The 19,040-nt window shown below is 52.2% G+C and carries 25 protein-coding genes and 1 tRNA gene; 5 read left to right on the forward strand and 21 right to left on the reverse strand.

Going from position 1 to position 19,040, the window contains the following annotated elements:
• Window positions 1-12: 12 nt before the first annotated feature.
• The 21 genes from AQ981_RS11455 to AQ981_RS28085 form a co-directional block, all read right to left on the reverse strand.
• The gene (locus tag AQ981_RS11455; protein ID WP_058911884.1) at window positions 13-1,671 is read right to left on the reverse strand and encodes a terminase large subunit; all 1,659 of its coding nucleotides are present in this window, start codon (window positions 1,669-1,671) and stop codon (window positions 13-15) included.
• A gap of 3 nt (window positions 1,672-1,674) precedes the next feature.
• Window positions 1,675-2,172, reverse strand: a complete 498-nt coding sequence (locus AQ981_RS11460) for a terminase small subunit (RefSeq protein WP_058911908.1) — start codon at window positions 2,170-2,172, stop codon at window positions 1,675-1,677.
• A gap of 101 nt (window positions 2,173-2,273) precedes the next feature.
• A complete protein-coding gene (locus AQ981_RS11465) occupies window positions 2,274-2,642 on the reverse strand; it encodes an HNH endonuclease (RefSeq protein ID WP_058911885.1) in 369 nt (122 codons plus the stop codon).
• Entirely contained in the window at window positions 2,635-3,228 is a 594-nt protein-coding gene (locus AQ981_RS11470) for a hypothetical protein (RefSeq protein WP_058911886.1), read from the reverse strand. Before AQ981_RS11470 ends, AQ981_RS11465 begins: the two co-directional genes overlap by 8 nt.
• A complete protein-coding gene (locus AQ981_RS11475) occupies window positions 3,210-4,685 on the reverse strand; it encodes a glycosyltransferase family 2 protein (protein WP_058911887.1) in 1,476 nt (491 codons plus the stop codon). Before AQ981_RS11475 ends, AQ981_RS11470 begins: the two co-directional genes overlap by 19 nt.
• A 213-nt stretch (window positions 4,686-4,898) precedes the next feature.
• Entirely contained in the window at window positions 4,899-5,114 is a 216-nt protein-coding gene (locus AQ981_RS26025; protein ID WP_249226306.1) for a hypothetical protein, read from the reverse strand.
• Window positions 5,115-5,294: 180 nt separating this feature from the next.
• Complete coding sequence (locus tag AQ981_RS11485) at window positions 5,295-5,822, reverse strand: lysozyme (RefSeq protein WP_420809755.1); 528 nt, start codon at window positions 5,820-5,822, stop codon at window positions 5,295-5,297.
• Window positions 5,803-6,114 (reverse strand): phage holin family protein, encoded by a 312-nt coding sequence (locus tag AQ981_RS11490; RefSeq protein WP_058911890.1) that lies wholly within the window; start codon window positions 6,112-6,114, stop codon window positions 5,803-5,805. Before AQ981_RS11490 ends, AQ981_RS11485 begins: the two co-directional genes overlap by 20 nt.
• Window positions 6,111-6,545 carry a putative holin gene (locus tag AQ981_RS11495; RefSeq protein WP_071608878.1) on the reverse strand — a complete coding sequence of 145 codons (435 nt, stop codon included), beginning with the start codon at window positions 6,543-6,545 and terminating at the stop codon, window positions 6,111-6,113. The genes AQ981_RS11490 and AQ981_RS11495 overlap by 4 nt, the downstream gene beginning before the upstream one ends.
• Window positions 6,546-6,571: 26 nt before the next feature.
• A tRNA-Arg gene (locus AQ981_RS11500) sits at window positions 6,572-6,648 on the reverse strand.
• A 133-nt stretch (window positions 6,649-6,781) separates the two neighbouring features.
• Window positions 6,782-7,597, reverse strand: a complete 816-nt coding sequence (locus AQ981_RS11505) for an antitermination protein Q (protein ID WP_058911891.1) — start codon at window positions 7,595-7,597, stop codon at window positions 6,782-6,784.
• A 12-nt stretch (window positions 7,598-7,609) separates the two neighbouring features.
• A complete protein-coding gene (locus tag AQ981_RS11510) occupies window positions 7,610-8,599 on the reverse strand; it encodes a DUF968 domain-containing protein (RefSeq protein ID WP_058911892.1) in 990 nt (329 codons plus the stop codon).
• Complete coding sequence (locus AQ981_RS11515; protein WP_058911909.1) at window positions 8,596-9,270, reverse strand: phage antirepressor KilAC domain-containing protein; 675 nt, start codon at window positions 9,268-9,270, stop codon at window positions 8,596-8,598. Before AQ981_RS11515 ends, AQ981_RS11510 begins: the two co-directional genes overlap by 4 nt.
• Before the next feature lie 66 nt (window positions 9,271-9,336).
• Complete coding sequence (locus AQ981_RS11520) at window positions 9,337-9,726, reverse strand: RusA family crossover junction endodeoxyribonuclease (protein ID WP_058911893.1); 390 nt, start codon at window positions 9,724-9,726, stop codon at window positions 9,337-9,339.
• Window positions 9,723-11,585: a DNA cytosine methyltransferase gene (locus tag AQ981_RS11525; RefSeq protein ID WP_058911894.1), complete on the reverse strand. Its 1,863-nt coding sequence runs from the start codon at window positions 11,583-11,585 to the stop codon at window positions 9,723-9,725. The genes AQ981_RS11520 and AQ981_RS11525 overlap by 4 nt, the downstream gene beginning before the upstream one ends.
• Window positions 11,578-12,462, reverse strand: coding sequence for a phage N-6-adenine-methyltransferase (locus AQ981_RS11530; protein WP_058911895.1), 885 nt, complete (start codon window positions 12,460-12,462; stop codon window positions 11,578-11,580). Before AQ981_RS11530 ends, AQ981_RS11525 begins: the two co-directional genes overlap by 8 nt.
• On the reverse strand, window positions 12,452-12,913 hold the full coding sequence (locus AQ981_RS28080; protein WP_058911896.1) for a PerC family transcriptional regulator: 462 nt from the start codon (window positions 12,911-12,913) through the stop codon (window positions 12,452-12,454). The genes AQ981_RS11530 and AQ981_RS28080 overlap by 11 nt, the downstream gene beginning before the upstream one ends.
• A complete protein-coding gene (locus tag AQ981_RS11540; protein ID WP_058911897.1) occupies window positions 12,910-13,809 on the reverse strand; it encodes a conserved phage C-terminal domain-containing protein in 900 nt (299 codons plus the stop codon). Before AQ981_RS11540 ends, AQ981_RS28080 begins: the two co-directional genes overlap by 4 nt.
• Entirely contained in the window at window positions 13,799-14,035 is a 237-nt protein-coding gene (locus tag AQ981_RS11545) for a hypothetical protein (RefSeq protein ID WP_058911898.1), read from the reverse strand. The genes AQ981_RS11540 and AQ981_RS11545 overlap by 11 nt, the downstream gene beginning before the upstream one ends.
• 15 nt (window positions 14,036-14,050) lie before the next feature.
• Complete coding sequence (locus AQ981_RS11550) at window positions 14,051-14,587, reverse strand: YmfL family putative regulatory protein (RefSeq protein WP_420809753.1); 537 nt, start codon at window positions 14,585-14,587, stop codon at window positions 14,051-14,053.
• Between the two features lie 31 nt (window positions 14,588-14,618).
• Window positions 14,619-14,828, reverse strand: coding sequence for a helix-turn-helix domain-containing protein (locus tag AQ981_RS28085; protein WP_058911899.1), 210 nt, complete (start codon window positions 14,826-14,828; stop codon window positions 14,619-14,621).
• 88 nt (window positions 14,829-14,916) lie between these two features.
• Between AQ981_RS28085 and AQ981_RS11560 the strand changes: the two genes are divergently transcribed.
• From AQ981_RS11560 to AQ981_RS11580, 5 genes are all read left to right on the forward strand, one after another.
• A complete protein-coding gene (locus AQ981_RS11560) occupies window positions 14,917-15,582 on the forward strand; it encodes a LexA family protein (protein WP_058911900.1) in 666 nt (221 codons plus the stop codon).
• Window positions 15,583-16,223: 641 nt separating this feature from the next.
• Entirely contained in the window at window positions 16,224-16,703 is a 480-nt protein-coding gene (locus AQ981_RS28090) for a hypothetical protein (RefSeq protein WP_154675933.1), read from the forward strand.
• Window positions 16,700-16,903, forward strand: coding sequence for a Lar family restriction alleviation protein (locus AQ981_RS11570; protein WP_058911902.1), 204 nt, complete (start codon window positions 16,700-16,702; stop codon window positions 16,901-16,903). The genes AQ981_RS28090 and AQ981_RS11570 overlap by 4 nt, the downstream gene beginning before the upstream one ends.
• Window positions 16,900-17,730, forward strand: coding sequence for a DNA adenine methylase (locus tag AQ981_RS11575; protein WP_058911903.1), 831 nt, complete (start codon window positions 16,900-16,902; stop codon window positions 17,728-17,730). The genes AQ981_RS11570 and AQ981_RS11575 overlap by 4 nt, the downstream gene beginning before the upstream one ends.
• Window positions 17,727-19,040 (forward strand): phosphoadenosine phosphosulfate reductase domain-containing protein (locus AQ981_RS11580; RefSeq protein ID WP_058911904.1); only part of this gene is annotated, 1,314 nt, incomplete at its 3' end. The genes AQ981_RS11575 and AQ981_RS11580, both read left to right, overlap by 4 nt.

Here is a 19,040-nt window from a genome sequence, read left to right on the forward strand (position 1 = left end):
CTGACGTGTTTGTCATATGAAAAATACCTGGTAATCTTGTTTCTTCGCCTCTGGATTCAGCGCCATTAACGAGACGGCATTAAATAGCGCCATTAGGGGGTCAATCTTTCCTTTCCCGCTGGCCTGTTTGGTGATGAGCATGGCATTCCCTTTAGGCTCAACTCTGGCGTTTCCAACACACCACGCCATCATCGGTTGGCCACCATGTATCAATACGCCTTCAGCAAGCTTTCTCTCAGTGGTTTTAATCGCTCCGCCAAGTCGCCACCCCTGACTGACACCAACCACTGCACCTTCAGGTATTTCAGCCTCTACGAGCGCATCTAGTATCTGACCCACACCTGAGGGGTCGATGCCGATTTTATCCAGCAACTCTGCATCATGAATGCGGCTTACATACTCAGCTACTTCTTCAGTATCTTGTCCGACGCGCTTAACGATAGTCAGGTCACCGGCCTTAACAAAGTCGTTGAAACGGGACTCCTCACTTTTTCGGCGGCGCACAGCTATTTCGTGCGCCCAGGCATGACCCCAACCAATCCATTCACGGGTTTCTTTGTCGCGGCCAATAACGTAAAGCCCCAGAAGATCATCTAGTCCGCCGCCGTCTATGCCAACCGTGGCTACTTCAGCACGTTGTAGAATATCTATGAAGGTCACCGGCCTGATTTGCGATTCCCAGAAATCGACACCAGCCCAGCGGTCGCTACGCAGGTTAAGGCCAATTTCAATGTTGAGGTGCTTTGCCAGAAACTGCTGCAGCGTACCGTCAGTTTTGGCCTGATTTTTACGAAGCTGATCGGCAATCCATTCGGCGCTGACAGAGCGTCCGACATTTGGGTTGGTAATATAGAAATTTTCCGGTTCGAGGTAAGCTTTGCTTTCCACCATATGTTCCGGGAATTCATAGAGAATACCCAGCGTTTTTGGATCGATGATTTTTCCATCGCGGACATTTCGCCAGTAATCAAGACGTTCTTTGAATACCCCTGCCGGTGGCTCATCACTCTGTGTGGTGAGGAATATTACCCACCCTTCGTTACGTGAAACCTGCCCACCCAGCGCCTCCATAAACATTGCTTCGGCATTAGAGCGCTTACCAAAAAGCCAGAGTTCGTCGACAAGAATACGGCCTGATTTCTTACCAGACACTGTATCCGTATCCGCGGCCACAACTTTCAGTGTGTTGCGAGTCACCCTGTGGGTGATGGTACGAATATGATCCTGAATCTGGAACATATCGGACAGTTCCTCATCAGCACGTATCATGCCGGCTGCGGGTTTGAAGCTGTTATCGGCAACCTCTTTTGTCGGAGCCAGAATCAGATGCTCTTCATCCTCACGCCAGCAGAGGATTAATGCGGTAAGCATGATCCCGGCAGCGATTGTCGATTTTGTATTTTTTTTCGAGATTAGCAGGCCATATTCGCGGATAAGCTGGTTACCCGTCTCGGCGTCATATCCACCGAAAATCACCTTCACAAAATCGAACACCCAGTCTTCAGAGCACTCGCCAAACGTTGGTTTTCCAGGAAGATCAGAAACCCGCAGTTCACGGAAAATACCGAGCGCCTGCTCCGCCTGATCAGGAAAAATTGGTGGCGGGATTATTGATTCACCAGCGATGAGACGCCTTTCCCATTCCGGGCAGGCCGTAGACCATTGCGTCATAAATTAGCCCTTATTATTTACAACCAGCTTTGGTGGGGCCAGCGCGCCAAACTTACTGGCACTTGCGGCCACTTTCGCAGCTGCATTCCTGGCGTCCTTCTTGCCGCCCTCGCCTTTTTTGGTGTGAACGTAGGGGAGCATGGCCTTTGCGGCATCCTTCCTTGTATCTATATCCTCAGCCGCGTCATTCATCACCGCCCGTAGAAAATCAAGGGGGTCATCATATTTTTTCATCACGCCGTCACCAGGCGATTGCTGCACGCCATGGCTGGCCGGCAGCTCCGCGGCATTTTTCGCTGTTACATCTTCTTGCGGCTTCTCTTCTTCCTGCCCGGCACGCCCTTTTTTCCTGATAAAGGCAACGATGTCCGGGTCTTTTGCCAGCCTCGACCCTTGCGAGCGGGCGGTTTTCTCTGAGTAGCCAGCCTGGCGGGCGGCTTCTGCCTGAGATGAGCCGGACATCAGCGCCAGCGCAAACCTGCGCTTCTGTCCCGTAAACACGTTAACAACCTCCAAAGGGGAATTTTTTCTGTACATGAGAGGGGGCGCGGTGTCCAGCGCGATCGACGTTGACACCCACAGATACCCCCCCAGGGGTTTAGTCAGATAATTACGACCCCATCCTGCGATTTATCCTGCGGTACCGAGTGTTTTAATGCCTCATTGTCAGGCTGGTTAGTTGATGCTTCTCGCGATGACTTACCAGAGTGACAGGCAATGCAGAGCGTCCACAGGTTGCGCTCATCGTTGTCACCGCCGAACTGTAGCGCTATGCGGTGGTCAAGCTCGCTGTCATGCAGGTCTACTACTCGTTTGCACATGCAGCAGTGACCACCGTCACGCGCATAGATACGACGCTTGAGGCTAACCCTTGCGCTACCGCTTACCCGGCGGTTCTCTCCATAGATTGGCTTAATGCGGCGGGTATCGATAGCTTTCAGGCGGGGTTGCAAAGTCTTTAGTTTAGACATGTAACCTCCATGCTCTACGACGCTCTGTTCGCGGCTGATTGTCTCTTGCTGGTTCCACTGGCGGCCCATCAGCATGGTCAACGAGTGAATAGCAGGGATAGACAACGGGACCTCCGTAAGCGTCACCTACTGCATAGTCGGCTGCCTTGCTGTGGTTCCATTTATCCAGCACTCGCTTGATATTGTACTGAGGTACGCTGTAGCAGACGCCATGAATCAGGCGAGGAAGTGTGATGTAGTCTGCTCTTGCCTTATCCGCTGTGATTAGCTTTGTAGCTATGTCGAGTTGATATTGAGGAGGACGACCAGTGCCGAGATAGAAAGACACCAACGCATCAGGGAAACGCTCAATCCAACCAGCAAGCTTGCTGGTGAACCCATCAACCGGAATTGCATCATCCTCTAAAATGACCACGCGGCAAGATTGTTCTTCCGCCCATTCAAGAGCGCGGCGGTGATTCCAGTTAGCGCCGCTATCTCCCGTGTCGATGAGTAGCAATGCGTCTATCGATTCAGCCAGAATTGATGCTTGTTTATGGCGCAGATGGTGACCAACAACCACAAACTTTACTTGTGTTTCCACCATGCACCCTCCTTCCCAAGACCATCCGTCTTGAACACGGTGTGAACCTGCGGACCAGTTACCAGCCTGTCTGCAAATGATTGTGCGACTATACCGAACGCCAGCATGTCACCTATCGCTGCGCCAGCCTGCTCTTTCTTCCAGAAACGATAACTCTCGATCTGGTAGTAAAGACGGATGATGCCGTGAGCAAATGCCATCACATCAGCGCGCGTACCTCCAAGCAGCCCAGCATTGAGCATCACATCGCTGCGGCGCGCTTCGATGAACTCCTGATAGATGCGCTCAGGATGATTCTGCTTTGCCCAGGCATCGGCGTATGTCTTCGGTTCTGAACCAACATAAACCTTACCGGTCTCCATCTCATCCCACGGAGTACGCAGCATTTCGACATCAGTACCATCGGTACACCAGACGAACCGATATTCAGGATGATCGCGAAGGTGCTGCCAGATGTGCAGCCAGCGCCGGAAGTAGACATTCATCTTCACGACAGGGATATGGAATAGTTCAACACCAGCTGGACCCGTTTGCAGTTCATCCACCAGCGCAACACATCCACACTGACGAAGTGACTTAGCCCATTTACTCAACTGTTCAGGTGTGGCCATCAGTTTAGTTCCGCGCTGCGGGTCAGGATGGCTGGTAAGAAGCGTGGTGATTACCACATCGCGCTGCTGCCGGTATTCAACATATCCGGTAAAACCGGTATCACGTCGCTCATTGTGGATCTTAACGTTACGCTCCACCAGAGCTACTCGCTCAGGCTTAGGCACTGACCTTTCGACAGCTTCATGCTCATCGAGAGAATAAATGAGTTTTTCGGAGTTAGTCACGTCGGCATAGGCCCAGGTGGTTAACCCAGCATTATGAATGCGGAGAGCCAGATCGCTGTGTTCGTACATACCGCGACCGTAGACCGGATCGAATCCGCCGACCGTCTCGATGGCGCTGCGGTGATAGTAGAGCATTACACCGCGCTGCCCGGTGTAAGCAACATGCTTATCATCACGGTACAGTTCCGCCATGTCGTTCAACTTATTGCGCCCGGCAAGATCCAGAAACTGGTAAGCAAGATGGGGCTCTGGTGATTCGATATATGGGATATGCCAGTTATCGGCGATGGCATACGCATCGTCATCCCACAAAAATAAATGTTCGCACCCTGAGTCCATAAGGCATTCAAGACTGGCATTTTTCGATGCGACAATTCCACATGACTTATCGTGCCGGATTAAATTGCACCACTCAGGCACTTTTGCTGGAGGGTTTGAACCGTCATCAATGACGAATACAACTGCACCGGCAGGTAAATGTTTACGATGTTGCTCAAGTGCATTTGCGAGTACCTGCGGCCTATTATGTGTAGTTATCGCGATCCCGATTTTATTGTGTGAAACGCTATCTGCGCGGACATAAGGAACCCCATCAACAATGACGTCTCTAACAAATACGCTCATCGGAATTACCTTTTAGTGATGAACCTTGTCGCACAGGAGATCCGGCCATCAGAAGGCACCGACGCCAGCCGGTTCCTCAAGGGTCATCCTGAAAGGTTCTGAGTTCGATGTGCGCGTGCGATGCGCATAAAAAAGCCACCAGCGGATGCCAGTGGCTTGATTTCCTTCTTCTTCTGGTAATAAAAAGCCCCGCTATTGCAAGGCCGTGATTAGTCATAATTTCGGGCAGTTAGCCTGTACTGATTTATTGTGCGTCAGAATGTCGCGCTTGGTCTGCTGGTCCATCACCTTGATATCGTTCTCGGTGAGGTATATCGGCACCACCCAGTCACACGCCGTGTCTGTCACTTCAACCCTTACGCGTCCAGCGTTCGAGCAACTCACGATCAACAGCGTCACCAGGCAGAGTATTAGTTTCTTTGCGGACATCGTTAGCTCCTTTCATTGCTTCGGCACGCCGCCTGGCAGCTTCTTTTGTCGCGGCGGCGGTTTCTTCCATGCGGCGACTTTCTGACCTCCCTACGCCCCTGGAGAACCCGACACCGAAAACGGCTGCGATGAATGCCACTACCGTGAATAGCAGCCCAATAATGGTCTCCATGCCCATGATCAAACCCCTTCAGCACAAAGTTTTTTTTCAGCATCACGGCGCTTTACCAGGCCAGGTAATTTAACCTTGTTGGAATATACCCACCGGGGGAATTCATTACAGGCTGCACCAATGTCATTCTGGCGCAGCAGTCTGTACAGCGTTGATTTTTGCATGGCACCACACCCAACGTTGAACGTGATAGAGGTAACAGCGGAGAATGTGTCGTCTGACAACTGGCGACCATTTGCATACCGGTTTACACAACGCTCCGCCTCCTGAATATTTTGTTCCCAGTCAGCGGCTATCTGCTCATAACTTTTACGCTCGCCGCTCTTAACGCCATGGGTATTCCCGATACCATCAGTCAGTACACCAGCAGGACACATATATGGTTCAAGGCGGCACCCTTCGGCATTACCGATAAGCTCAAGTCCTCGCTCATTGGTTCTGACGTTTCCTGCGCTGAGCACAATTGCAATAATCGCCCCAACAGAGCAAATAACGCCAGCACCACCAGCCAGCTTTTTACTGGTTGTTTTTTCCATCATTATCCACTCTGAAGTCGTTGCGCCCAGCAATCTCTGCCACATTCCCACGAGCACGGAATATCGCCACGCAAACCGCGAAATAGAAAACCACCTCACCTGCATCTATATGCGTATAGACACCGAAAATAATTCTTATCGAGGTGGATGCTGAAATTAGAATTAGCGCGTAGGCAACTATTGACATGAAACGACGAAAACGCCCTTCTCTTTGATAAAATGCCAGCCTTATAGCAATCAAAGCGCATATTGTTGCATGGGCGTACAACAGAAACCATTCTGGTATCGTCATTTTCCGCCCTCCTTTTTCCAGAAGGTGATTTTCGATTTAATGGTTCGAAATAACTCTTCCAGTGATACCGTCCTCGACTTCGCGAGAAGTCTTAGCAAAATGGTGACGGTAATAGCCGATGCCACCAGCGCACCTACCGCTGGTGATACCGCCACTGTTACCGGCGGCTGAAGGTGATTGAGCGCCATATTCAGAAGTCCTGAAATAATTTCAGAAACCGGTTGCGAGCAATACACACCACCAATAAACGAAATACACGCGTAAATTACCTGCTTCCATATTTGATGGTTTTCTGACGACAGCACATAAAGCATCGCTCCCGCTAACGCACATATCATTACTGCTGGCGTCGCCTCCGGGAATAACGTGGCAAATGTCACACCAGCCGATCCAGCCGTCATAATTCCAGCCGCAGTTAACGGACCGTGCATTGTGATTTCCTTTCTGTGGGCACAAATGGACCGCCGACGCGGATTTGAACCGCGGACAGGCAATTTAGAGGATTGCTGCTCTATCCGACTGAGCTATCGGCGGAAATGACAAGACCCACTGAAAGTGGGATTTTTCAGGAATAAAAAACCCGCACAGCGGCGGGTTTTCAACGGTAGACACACAAAGCCCATCGTTGGGATAAATTTAGCCAATTTTTCCCCACAATGCAACCCCTTCAGCGTGTTACTTTGCGTAGAGCGCTTCCTGCGCTGCTTTCAGCCTCAAAGCATACACTTACAATGCGCTCATAAAATGGCCTGACACTTTCGTATGCAATCTTCCGTTTCAGCTCAGGCCATACTGCATTTAGCGCCTCCTTAACTGTCGAGAATGTCAATCTGGAATAACCACGGCCGGAACATTTATCGCACTCCTTAAATACTGGAACACCTCTCATCTCCCTGGTCATTGCTTCGTCCACCACCCTACCCCTTCCATGACACCGACAGGCATTGCTCAGGATTTTTTTTCCCTTACAGGCAGGACAGAGCACGCGCGCCTTTTCTCGTACAGACCTCCATTCCTCCCAGTAAGACGGAAGGACGCCTTTTGTACATTTTGCCCAGGCCGGAGGCTTTCCATCTGGAAACTGCACTTTATTTGTGAACACCTCTGCATCAATAAATCCCTCACCATTGCAGCAATCACACTCTCTGACACTGGCTGCGCTGCGGGAATAATCAGCATAGGCATACCGTGCAATTATCCCTATCACTACACACTTTTTCTCTTCCTCCAGATCTTCAATATGTCGGCATTGAGAAGAGATTTTCATTGCCTCATCAACCAGCCCGGAAACGGCTTTATCTGGTGACTGAACGCCGACCTTAGACAGGAACAAATTGAAACCAAGCGGCGCCTCAGCCTGAACCATCCCCTGAGCAGCCATCACATCAGTAGTTGTTAGCACATCGCCACCTGTGGCGGGAGTGGAATCATTTAACTTCGGTGACTTAGGTGAGTAATATTTTGGTAATGATTCAATGTTCATGCGCGTTCTCCACTACGCCAGTACGCCGATCGCCATAGCGCGATCAATAAAACGAAACAGCAGCTCCAGTTGGCTGCCGTGCTTTCTTTCAAACCCGGCCATGTCGGCGTGTAACTCGTCGTGACACACTCTGCACAGTGGTAACACGAACAGGTCATGTGCCTTTGTTCCCATACCGCCCTGACCATGGCCAATCAGGTGATGCGGGTCATCAGCCGGGCTACCGCAGCCACTACAGGGCTGCGCTTTCACCCAGTCGGTGTACTTCTTGCACTCCCAGCGTCGGCGCTTCGGGCGCAGCATGAATGACTCCGGTGAATCAGGATCCACTTTCAGCGCCAGTACCTTCTTCACTTTCTCATGCACAATGCTGGTGGCCGGTAGCTCAGGGACGATATTGCTCTCCCGGGTGACAGAATGAACGACGGACGCCGGCATACGCAATGCCTTGCGCGCCATCCCTTCCGGCATGGCTTCAATCACACCCTTACGCGCAGCCCACCAGCAAAGCTCTGGGAGGGTCATACCGTGGCTTTCGTCGAATCCCAGATCGCTACGCGCCACATCCAGTAGCCAGGTGGTAACATTTTGTTGTGCCAGTTGCTCAAGCCGGGGAAGGTGCTGGTGGCGCAGCGTGTTGTCGCAGTGCCAACACAGGCGAAGTGAACCTGGAGCGTGTCGGCAGGCTACCAGCTCAGCGTGGTGATAATCACTGTGTGCCCACTGGCACCCACCAGCCTGACCAAGCAGCCAGCTATCCAGACCACTCAGGCCGCCAGCGGCATGGATAACCCGTTCGTCAGCGAAGAATAGTGTCAGCGATTCATCATCCTGCAGGCGCTGACGGGCTGGCGGTAGTTCGCCGGAGGGAATTTCCGTCATGTACTCTGGTTCACGGTCGATTAGCACCCGACCAGAGAACAGCGGTAGCAGGTCAGCACCCGGGCGAAGCATCACCAGCCCCAACTCTCTGACCACTACGGGGGTAAGCAATGCTCTCACGCCGCACTCCCATGGGTCAGATGCTCAACCCAGAGACCAGCGATCCACTTCACGCCTTTAGCGGTGAATCTGGCCTGACTGAACGCATAGTTTGAAGCCTGTGTGGTACCGGTCCTGACCTCGAAGCGCCCAACATCGCTGTGCTGCTGGTATGGCGTGAGAATACCGTTAAGCCGGTACATTATGTGCCTGTCGAGAAGAAATAGCCGGAACTCTGGCTCCTTAGCGTTGAGCAACTTTGCCACCTGCCGGAAAGTCATTGAACCGCTGGACTGCACATACCGATCAACAAACTCCACTTTCGGTGCAGCGGCGGCCAGCTCTTCTGTCAGCTTCTGTTTCTGCTCTGCCAGATCTGCAGCCAGGCGCAGAGCTTCAGGTAGTGACTGAGGAATGACTGGCCGTGATGCCATTTCCAGCTCCTGCCATCTATCGACAAGACGAGCAGTGAACGCTGGAGATAATTGAGCAACGATGATGTAGCTATCCCGTTTTCCAATCAGATACTGGTTATAGACCTGCCCGTTCTGGGGATGGGTGTACGCCATCGGCGCATACCCCTGGATAACTCCCGAATCCTGTAGCCTTTCAATTGTCCGGCATACGTCAGAATGACGTGACTCCACCAGTTCTGCGATAACCCGGCTGGACATCTTTATTTGCAGATCCATGTTGACTGCATGATGTGCCGGGCAATTTACATTTACGTTCATTTGATTCATGCGTTTTCTCCACTTTCAGGCGGCTGCACCCGCCCGGGATTCGTATCTGCTTATCCTTATTTCTACCTTCCCCTTTTTGATTACCGGACCCCACTCCACCAGCATGCGCTTAACCTGACTGTCATCTTCCCAGACGCCGGTTAGGGTCAGGGCATCTAACAGCGCTTTGTTGTAGTTATCGATATCTCGACGGCGCTGATCCGGCGGATACAACACAATGTGAACCTCGGCCAGATCAGAGGATGTCCGGGGAACGGCTCGCAGTTGCTCAATAATCGCCGCTCTCGCTGCCTGCTGGAACTTGCGCCCTGTCTCGCTTACCAGATGCCTACCCTTCAGCGGCCCCTTGCTCGGGGCGCGCCAGTAACTGTTAACGCTGGGAGGAAACGGCAATATCAGTTTCATGCCGCCTCCCGTTTAGAAATACACATCTCAGGAAGATTGACCTCCACCAGCGCCTGGGCGAAAGGCGGTGGAACCGCGTTGCCACAGCGTGCGACCTGCTTATCTTTCGCGTATTTCACGCCGTGGTAATCCTGGTCAATGATGTACCACTCAGGGAAGCCCTGAGCGCGATACAATTCGCGCGGTTGCAACATGCGCATCCTTATATCAACGATGCGGTATGTAATTCCGTTGATTTCAACCAAACCGGTGCTATCCGTTCCGCAATATTCCTTCAGGAACGCCAGCACCCGCCCTGCGCGCTTCTCGTCGTAGCTCCCAACCGCGAGAGTAGTTTCAACCTCTCCAATATGCTGGCCACCAGCCGTGATTGTTGGCATCGGTTCGCAGGTTCGCTGACCATCCCGACAGGTTCCGCGCAATTTAACCAGATGTGAGGCAACAACAGCGTGGTGATCTATCGTAGTTACAGAGTGCGTAGGCTCATCAAGCCCGATCCCCGGTCCGGTATAATTCCCTCCGTAGTGCTTCGCCAGAAATGCGGAGACAAGCTGTGATTTACCGCCGCCACCAGCGGTAATCGTTGCGCTGGGTTCGTCGGCCCGGTGGCCGACGCTGGCACCGAATTGCCGGGCGATAACTGGAGCGACGACGCAGGCGCGCGACTCTTTCATGATCGTGTGAGCAGGTTTATCAAGCGGGCGCGGTTTAGCCTGGTATTCGCCGCCACCGTTGCCAGCGAGGAACGGGACAAGGCCCGCCTCAACAATCCCCAACGCATGACCATTCCCACCCGGGCGCTTAGATGTGCCGGCTGTCACAGTTGGTACCGGTTCGGTGACTGGCTGCCCGGTGACGCCGGTGCGGAACTTGGTCAGGTGTGGTACGACTACCGCAAAACCGTGGGTTTTCGTAATAGTTTGTAGCGGATCTGCCAGCGACTGGCCACGAAAACAATCGTACTGCCCTTTTGTCGTGGTGTGGTTGCACTTCACGATGAACGGTTCCGCGCTGTCGATAACGAAACGCTGTATGCCACGGGCAATACGTTTTAACGTGTTCTCCGCCAGCGGCTTTTTGCGATCGAAGATGCTTGGCGCTGGAATTGACCAGTCGATGCATTCTGCGGCGGTGCGCCATGGTGCCAGTTTGCCAGAAATCACCGCAGGCGATTTCGGATCTCCATGAGTGGCTTCCGGCCATACAATCGGCCTCCCATCGCAGCGCATTACCATGAAGAAACGCTTTCTGATCGTCGGCGCACCATAATCACACGCACGCAGCTCGCGATACTCAACGACATAGCCCAGGCCTTTTACCAGTCGCGCTGCCTCCTCACTGTCCACCGAAATATTCAGAAATTCGCAGCATTCCGCTAGCGCAGGATGATCCGCTGAAATGCCAGTAGTCAGCATGCCAATGAAAGCCTCAAAAGTTTCGCCGGCGCGGGCAGGGTCAGGACGCATTTCACCCGCCAGCAGAGGACCCCATGTTTTAAACTCTTCAACGTTCTCAAGCATCATAACTCTGGGACGTACCGCCAGCGCCCAGCGCATGACTATCCATGCCAGACCACGAATCTCCTTCTGGACTGGCTTTGCACCTTTCGCCTTCGAGAAGTGGCGACAGTCCGGTGAGAACCACGCCAGACCAACAGGCTTTCCGCCACTTGCCGTGGCAGGATCCACATCAAACACTGATTCACAGTAATGCAGCGTTTCAGGGTGATTAGTCCGATGCATAGCGATCGCATTTTCATCGTGGTTGATAGCGATATCCACACCACGCCCGATCGCCAGCTCTATGCCCGTTGATGCACCACCGCCACCAGCAAAGTTATCAACAATAATTTCACGCACGGACCTGACCTCCCATACTATCTACCAGACCGCCAGCGATGATGATGATTTCGTTCGTCGGCATGCGCTCCAGCCATAACTGGTTAATGTGGAATTTGATTTTGTTTTGCAGGGTTTCTGGCAGACTATCGACACTTGGCACTTTCTCAAATATGAGCCCCACCTCCAGCGGCCAGATCCGTGATTCTATTTCCGGCGCCTCCAGAACTGGTACTTTCAATGGTGCTGGCTGCTGCCCATAAGCAAACTGCGCCAACGCCAGACTTGTGCGTCCTTTCGCTTCCAACTCTGCGCGATCGATATAGCTAAAACGCTCACCGCGCCAGGACTTATCAAATATCACTATCGCGCCAGCAAAGAAGGCGCTGGTGGGTTTCTGTTTATCATCCGCCGGTACAAACCAGGTCGGCAGATCGAATCCAATACGGCCACGGATAAAACAGACGTGATCGGCATCTTCAGGCCACCATGTCTCACTCGTTGCTGACTTCACCAGGAAAACGTAGCGACCGCCTTTTTCACGCTGCTGAGACGCATAACTCATGATGTGCGTCATGCCGGTGATAGCCTGTTTTTCATGGTACTGTGAGCGGCTGTAGGGCGGGTTACCAAAGGCGGCGCCGCCGATTGATGCCAACATTTCAGCCCAATCCTGTGTCAGCGCGTTGTCTTCAGCGGTATACCACACTGGGCATTTCGCGTTACTGTCATCAGCAAACAGATCCAGAATAAGAGGACCAAATAACGCATTAATACCCCAGAACAGAAGATCTGGTGTGCGCCACTGATCGCCCACTTCATTCAGCCTGTGAACCGGCGCGGCTCTTAATAAATTCAATGCCTCACAGTACCGACTCGTATTTTTTTCAGTCGACATTGATCCCCCTTATGCTGGTAATGGCCAACCCTGAATAATTAACCGCCGGTGTTACTGTCCTGTTAGCGCAGTGGAGGCGACGAAATGCAATCCTCTCTCGCTCTCTGTCGGTCTCCACCAGGTCAAAAACCCTCAGCCACGCAGCCGCCGCTCTGCGATGCAGCCCGCGATACTCTAAATCCAGAGCAATATCCTCCAGCACCAGGATCTTCTCATGACGTTCTTTTCGCGGGTCTTCAGTAACCTCCACGGACGGATACTCTGCCACGCTGTACAGGTAGTGCGGACGGCCAGCACCTGGTTTGCGTGTGAGAAATTTATCGGCATGGAGTTTCAGCACATTCCGCGCAATAGTCCGGTAATTGAGTTTCGGCATTTTCTCTGCAATATCTGCCACCCTGCTGCCTGGATGTTCAGTCAGATACTGGATGATTTGGTCTCTCAGGCTCATGTTCTGAAACCCTCCGGAGCTCTGGTGTAGTCAACGTCGGCATAACTTGCGCGGAATGCCTGATCATCTGGTGACCTGTTGCGCTTACCCCACTTCTCGCGCTCCGGGCGCCCTGCAGCGTCCCACTTAGTGGCTGACTGCAAATAACCCGGAAATTTAGACGGGAGAAACAGCGTTGTTGGCCGCAGGTATTCAGCCATCTTCAGGTCCCTGCCCCACTTCTCGACACTGTAATCCACCACCAGCACCAGTTCTGCAGGAGTAAAACCATCACCCAGGCGCGCTCTGATGTTTTCCATTGACGATTTGCAGACCTGATACCGCGATCCTGTGGACTGGTTCAGGTGAGTTAAAACTCGTTTAGCATGTTCAGTGATTTCAACTTCCGGGTCGGGTTGCCCGGCAACCTGACAGAAAGGTTTTTTATCTGATGGATCAGTATTTGAATTTACTGACGGATCCCCTCCAGATTCTGGACGGTGAGAAACGGCTTTTTTTCCGCTTTCTGTACGTTCAGTTTCTGAACATTCAGATTCTGAACGTTCGGATTCTGAATGTTCAGGTTTTGAACGTTCAGATTCTGGACTATGAGAATAAGCACCATCAGCCGCCTGCCGCAGTTTGCGCACATTCAGGGTGTAAATATTCGTGCTGTTGCGTTGCCCCTTCCGACGTTCCTTACGTGTCAACCACCCTTCTCTTTCCAGATCGCCAATAGCAGTGATAACCGTGCTACGGCCGGCACCAATCTGGCGGGCTATGGTCTCTACACTCGGGAATGCAATTCCCTCATCGCTGGAAAAATCAGCCAATCTGGCCATCACCAGCAGTCTGGTACCTTTCAGTCCATAAGCCGCACAGCCATCCCATACCCAGGCTGACAATTTAACGCTCATCTATCGACCCTCTTAAACCTTTCCCTGAAGTGGTCAACTGGCTGCACAGCGCGGCCTCCACTTCTTCGCGCCAGTCCCCCACAGCCCACTCTGCAAAGCCGTGGGAGACAACCTCACGCTCTCCCTGTACATTGACCGCATAGCACCACTGGACGGGCTCACGCCCTCCCTGTACCGGTAGCGCAATCAGTTGCGACCGACGGTATGGCGCTGTTAAACTGTTCATGCGTTAGTTTCTCCACTAAGAAGCACAAAACGCCACGACGCCCGGAGCTGCACACTCGCGGGCGTCACTCATTTCTGGCTCACAATAAACCCGGGAAATCAGGTTGAGGAACGTCAGTATCGTGACGCGAAGGCGGTAAGCTATCTCATTCAGACTCGCCCACTCACAACGAGTGACGACATCATCCTCTGTGTACCGCCGGTACGCGTTAACCAGGTCTCCCAGTTGCCCCACCAGCTCAGCGAGCTTTCTTCCGATTTCCTCGTTCATATCCTCCGGCATGGCCCCGGGTATGTGCATACCGTTGTCTGTTTGCCGGGAGATTGCATCAGCAACGTATGTGACGCCAGCGGCCTTCTGCAAAACCATCGCCCAACCCATAGGAAATATCTGATCACCACCAGCACGCAGGCGATTGAAAATAGCGTCCTGGGTGGTATCCAGTATTTCTGCCGCTTCTGCATAACCACCAGGCAAAGCAGCGATAGTCCTGCGAATTGCTGCAACCATCCATGCAGGTTGCTTTTCGATCTTCCAGTGTTCGTTACCCACGGCTATCTCCTTCTTTCTGTGGTGTTTTCGGCTACCTGGATGAAGTAATCTTATAAATATCCGGGCGCATATCAGATTTTGTTATGTTTCCGGCAGTTACCTCTTCCAGTCTCTGTGCTAAAAGGAAGCCAGCCTTTTTATATCCGTTAAAGACAAGCCGAAGGTACCCAGTGGTAGACCCAACGCTCTTTGCTAAATCCATTTGCTCCGCCTTCGATAGAGAGTCCCAATACTCTTTCATAAATTGTACCTCCTGTGTACAGGATACCTGAAAAAAATGAACCCGCAAGGCACTTGTACCTTATTGGTACAGGTTAAATAATGGTGTAATGAAAACTATTGATGAAATCAGGCGTAATAACGCCAGAAAGCTCAGGGATGGTGTTGGCGGTAACAGTTTTTTCGCCAATATGATTGATCGTGAGCCCACCCAGACAAGTCGTCTGATAGGTGAAAACCCGACCAAAAATATTGGTGACGCCATGGCTCGCCACATTGAGAGGTGCTTTGACTTGCCGCAAGGCTGGCTTGATCAGGAGCATCAGGTAACCAATGTTGCAAAATTGCAGGATGTTTCCGACACTAATAGAAACATCACAATGGTTCCCGTTATATCCTGGGTGCAGGCAGGAGAGTGGACCGAAGCTGGATACACTGAGGTTGATTTGAGCAACACAGAGACCTACCCCTGCCCAGTACCATGCGGACCAATGACATATATATTACGCGTCATTGGCGACTCCATGATTGATGAATATCGCCCGGGAGATATGATTTTTGTTGACCCCGAGGTTCCAGCCGTTCATGGAGATGATGTTATCGCCATAATGCATGATACGGGGGAAACCACATTCAAGCGATTAATTGAAGATGCCGGGCAGCGATACCTGAAGGCACTAAATCGTAACTGGCCAGAACCGTATGTTAAAATTAATGGCAATTGCTCCATCATTGGTACTGTTATTTTTTCAGGAAAGCCCAGAAGGTTTGCTTAAAAAATTAACTTTCGACTAAAACCTGCCGCGGCAGGTTTTTTTATGCTTGACAATGTACCATCATGGTACATAATGTACCTGAAAGCACTGAGTAGGCATGATGCCACAAACCCTGTTCTGGCTGTTCACTTTTCCTTGATGGTGGCAGCCAGCTTTTTACAGCAGGGTGCAGCGCAGAGCGCACCGCAAATTTGATCAGGTGGTTGTGTTGTTAGTTTTGGGTGGTGCGCTCTGCGCTGTAACAAATCACGTTAGGACCGTGATAGCTGTGTATGTAGTATTTGGCGGTACCGGGGTCTTCAACCAATTACAGGAGGATGAGGATAGTGTTCTGACTGGTACCGCACCTTTTTCAGAACGGAGGGAGTATGAGTCAACAGGCCTGGCGTTCCTTAACCATTTTAATGGCAATCCTTATACCAATCGAGTTAGCCGCTTGCAGATTACTGATCTGGTGGTGGATGTAGCGCACAACAGAAAAGGACATCACCGATTTGTAGGTGCCCTTCTCGTTGTGTGGAGAAACTAACGCGGCCCATACAGGAAATCCTGGAAAAATTTAAATTTTATCGCCATGTGGCGAGGGTTTTCTGTAACCAAAATTCAGCGCGGTGCAGCGCGCAAATAACAGTGAGAACACAATGAACAGATACGGAGCAGCAGCACCAGCGGCAATCATGCTGTCAGATGCCGGCGATTATGTGAAATACGAGGATTACCTGGCTCTGGCGGCTGAACGTGACGCAGCACTGAAAGCAGAGTGCGTCTGGGAAAAAACCATGATGGAAGTTTGCGGCGAGGATGGCCCGGCGTCTGTCGCGACGGTGATTAAGGCGCTGGTTGCTGAGAATGTGGAGCTAGCTAAATTTATCACGCAGAGCTGTTACGTACAGGCTGGCGAAAATGCATCGTGGTTTCCGGCGATTGATCATGCTCCTGAGCCCCACGCCACCGATCGCATCGTAGCCGGGATTAAGGCTGATGGGGTGACGTTGGTTAAGTCTGCATTTGAGATGCATATCCAGTCTCCATCCTGTTATCAGGACGAAATGGTAGGGATGGAATCAGCGCTGAGCATTGCATGCCAAGTAGAGTCGCAGCTGCGCGAGGGGGCCAAATGAGCAACCAGTTAAAGCCTTGCCCATTTTGCGGCAGCAACGATGTCGAAGCATTCGCCCAGGATGAGGACGATTGCCCGCATCGTTCGGCGATTGTTCGGTGCCACTCATGTGACGCTCAATCCGCGCAGATGGTTGGCAGCACCAAAATTGATATGGCTATTCGAGCCTGGAATAAGCGCAGCGAGGGGGCCGACAAATGAGCAACCAAATCAAGCATCCTGCAATTCGTTACCACGGCGGTAAATTCCGCCTGGCAAGTTGGATAATCAGCCATTTCCCTGAGCATCGTTGCTACGTTGAGCCGTTCGGTGGCGCTGCTGGCGTACTGCTCCAGAAGCCACGCAGCTATTCCGAGGTGTACAACGACCTCGACGGCGAGGTAGTGAATCTGTTTCGTGTACTGCGTGACCCGGAACTCAACCAGCGCCTGCAGGATGCCTGCGCACTCACCCCCTACTCCCGGGATGAATTCTGTGCCGCTCAACACCCAACTGATGAACCTGTTGAGCGTGCCCGACGCATGGTTGTTCGCGCAGGTATGGGTTTTGGATCCGCTGCCGGCGTCGGTGGTCAGTCCGGTTTCCGCAGCGACAGCAAACGCAAATACGCTACGGCGGCGCATCTCTGGGAGCGTTATCCGTCAAACCTCGCTGCTGTCTGCCGGCGCCTGCAGGGTGTCATCATCGAGAACAAAGACGCTCTGGCGGTAATGCGTGCACATGACGCAGAAACGACATTGCATTACATCGACCCGCCGTATGTGCCAGAAACCCGCGTGCAGGGTAATCGTTACTACGCGCATGAAATGACTGTTGAAGGTCATGAGCAATTGCTCGCTGTGGCCAGAACAATGTCAGGCATGGTGATGATTAGCGGTTACGACGCTGAGGTCTACAACGACATGTTATCCGGCTGGGCGAAGACCGAGAAAGCATCGCGCATCAGCGCCGGGCGCGGTACGAAAGTACGTACTGAATGCCTTTGGATCAACCCGGCAGCACAGCAGAAACAGGAGCGTGCAGCATGAGCAACGCCGCAATGATTATTGCGCCATCCGACATCAAAACGATGATCCGCGAAATTGAGGTTGCATACGCTCGCTATCTCGAAGAGTTCCGTATCCCTGACGACCATAAAATCGTTGTTAACTATTCGGCTGGCAAGGACAGCACGGCCACACTAGCAGTGGCTCATGCGCTGTTCGGCGACAGAGTAAAGGCTGTTATGGCTGATACGGACAATGAGCATGAGCTTACGGTCCAGTTTGCGAAAACCATTCATGAGCAAATCGGATGCGCTCCTGTTCAGGTTGTTAAGCGGATATATACCGAAGCAGATTTTGAGCGGCGACGGGGCTACATCCAGAAGAACTGGGTTAAGCGTCAGGCTATCCGCATGGGTGCTTACCGCGGAGTTGTAATGCCGTCCCTTGCTCGCTCGGACACTAAATTCGGTCAGGCGTGGTTACGTACCGCTGAACGGTGGGGAATTGAATTTGAAACACCCCTCGACGCGGCACTTTCAGTTTTACATCCATCAGGAAACAGCTTCTTGGACTGTGCATTGCTTCACGGCAAATTCCCGATGCTGCGCGACCGTTTCTGCACCGATGAGCTCAAGATACAGATTGCCTATGATGCGGCAATTCGTCCGATGCTGGATGAGGGGGAGGTTGTGGTTCAGTGGTCAGGCGTGCGTGCAGATGAGTCCGACAAACGCGCCGGATATGACCGTTTTGCGCGAGATGAACGTGACCCTGATTTTCTCTACAACTTCCTGCCGATTCACAAGTGGACGGCGGCTGATGTGTTCGCTCTGCATAAATATTTTGGTGTTCAACCAAACCCCCTTTATTTACAGGGTGCTGGCCGCGTTGGCTGCATGAATTGCGTTTTGTGCAGTAAGGAAGAGATTGCGGAAACAGCCGCCCGCTGGCCCGGGTATATCGATAAACACCATGCATGGGAGAAAAAAGTGCGCCTCGCTTCTCGTTGGGTGCACTGGATGAGCGTCGGCACAGCTAGTCAGTCGTGGATGCGTGTTCAGTTAGGCGTTAGAGATGTCATCAGGTTTGAACTCGATGAAGTTACCGGAGAGGAGGTAGCGCGACGTAAACGCTATCCAGTAAATCTAGGTCAGAATGTGAAACTGTACGGACTGGAGCCAGATGTTCAGCGCATCGAATGGTCAGGATTCTACGGCCCGCGAGGTGGAATGGGTGCTCCGTCAGCGCTGGATGTTGTTGAGTGGGCAAAAACAGGCAGAGGCGGGAAAGTTTACGACCTGGTTAAGGCGAGCATTGATACCTCTGTGTGTTCGTCCCGTTACGGATTATGT

It is taken from the genome of Entomohabitans teleogrylli, from assembly GCF_001484765.1.
In the GTDB taxonomy this organism is placed as follows: Bacteria; Pseudomonadota; Gammaproteobacteria; order Enterobacterales; family Enterobacteriaceae; genus Entomohabitans; species Entomohabitans teleogrylli.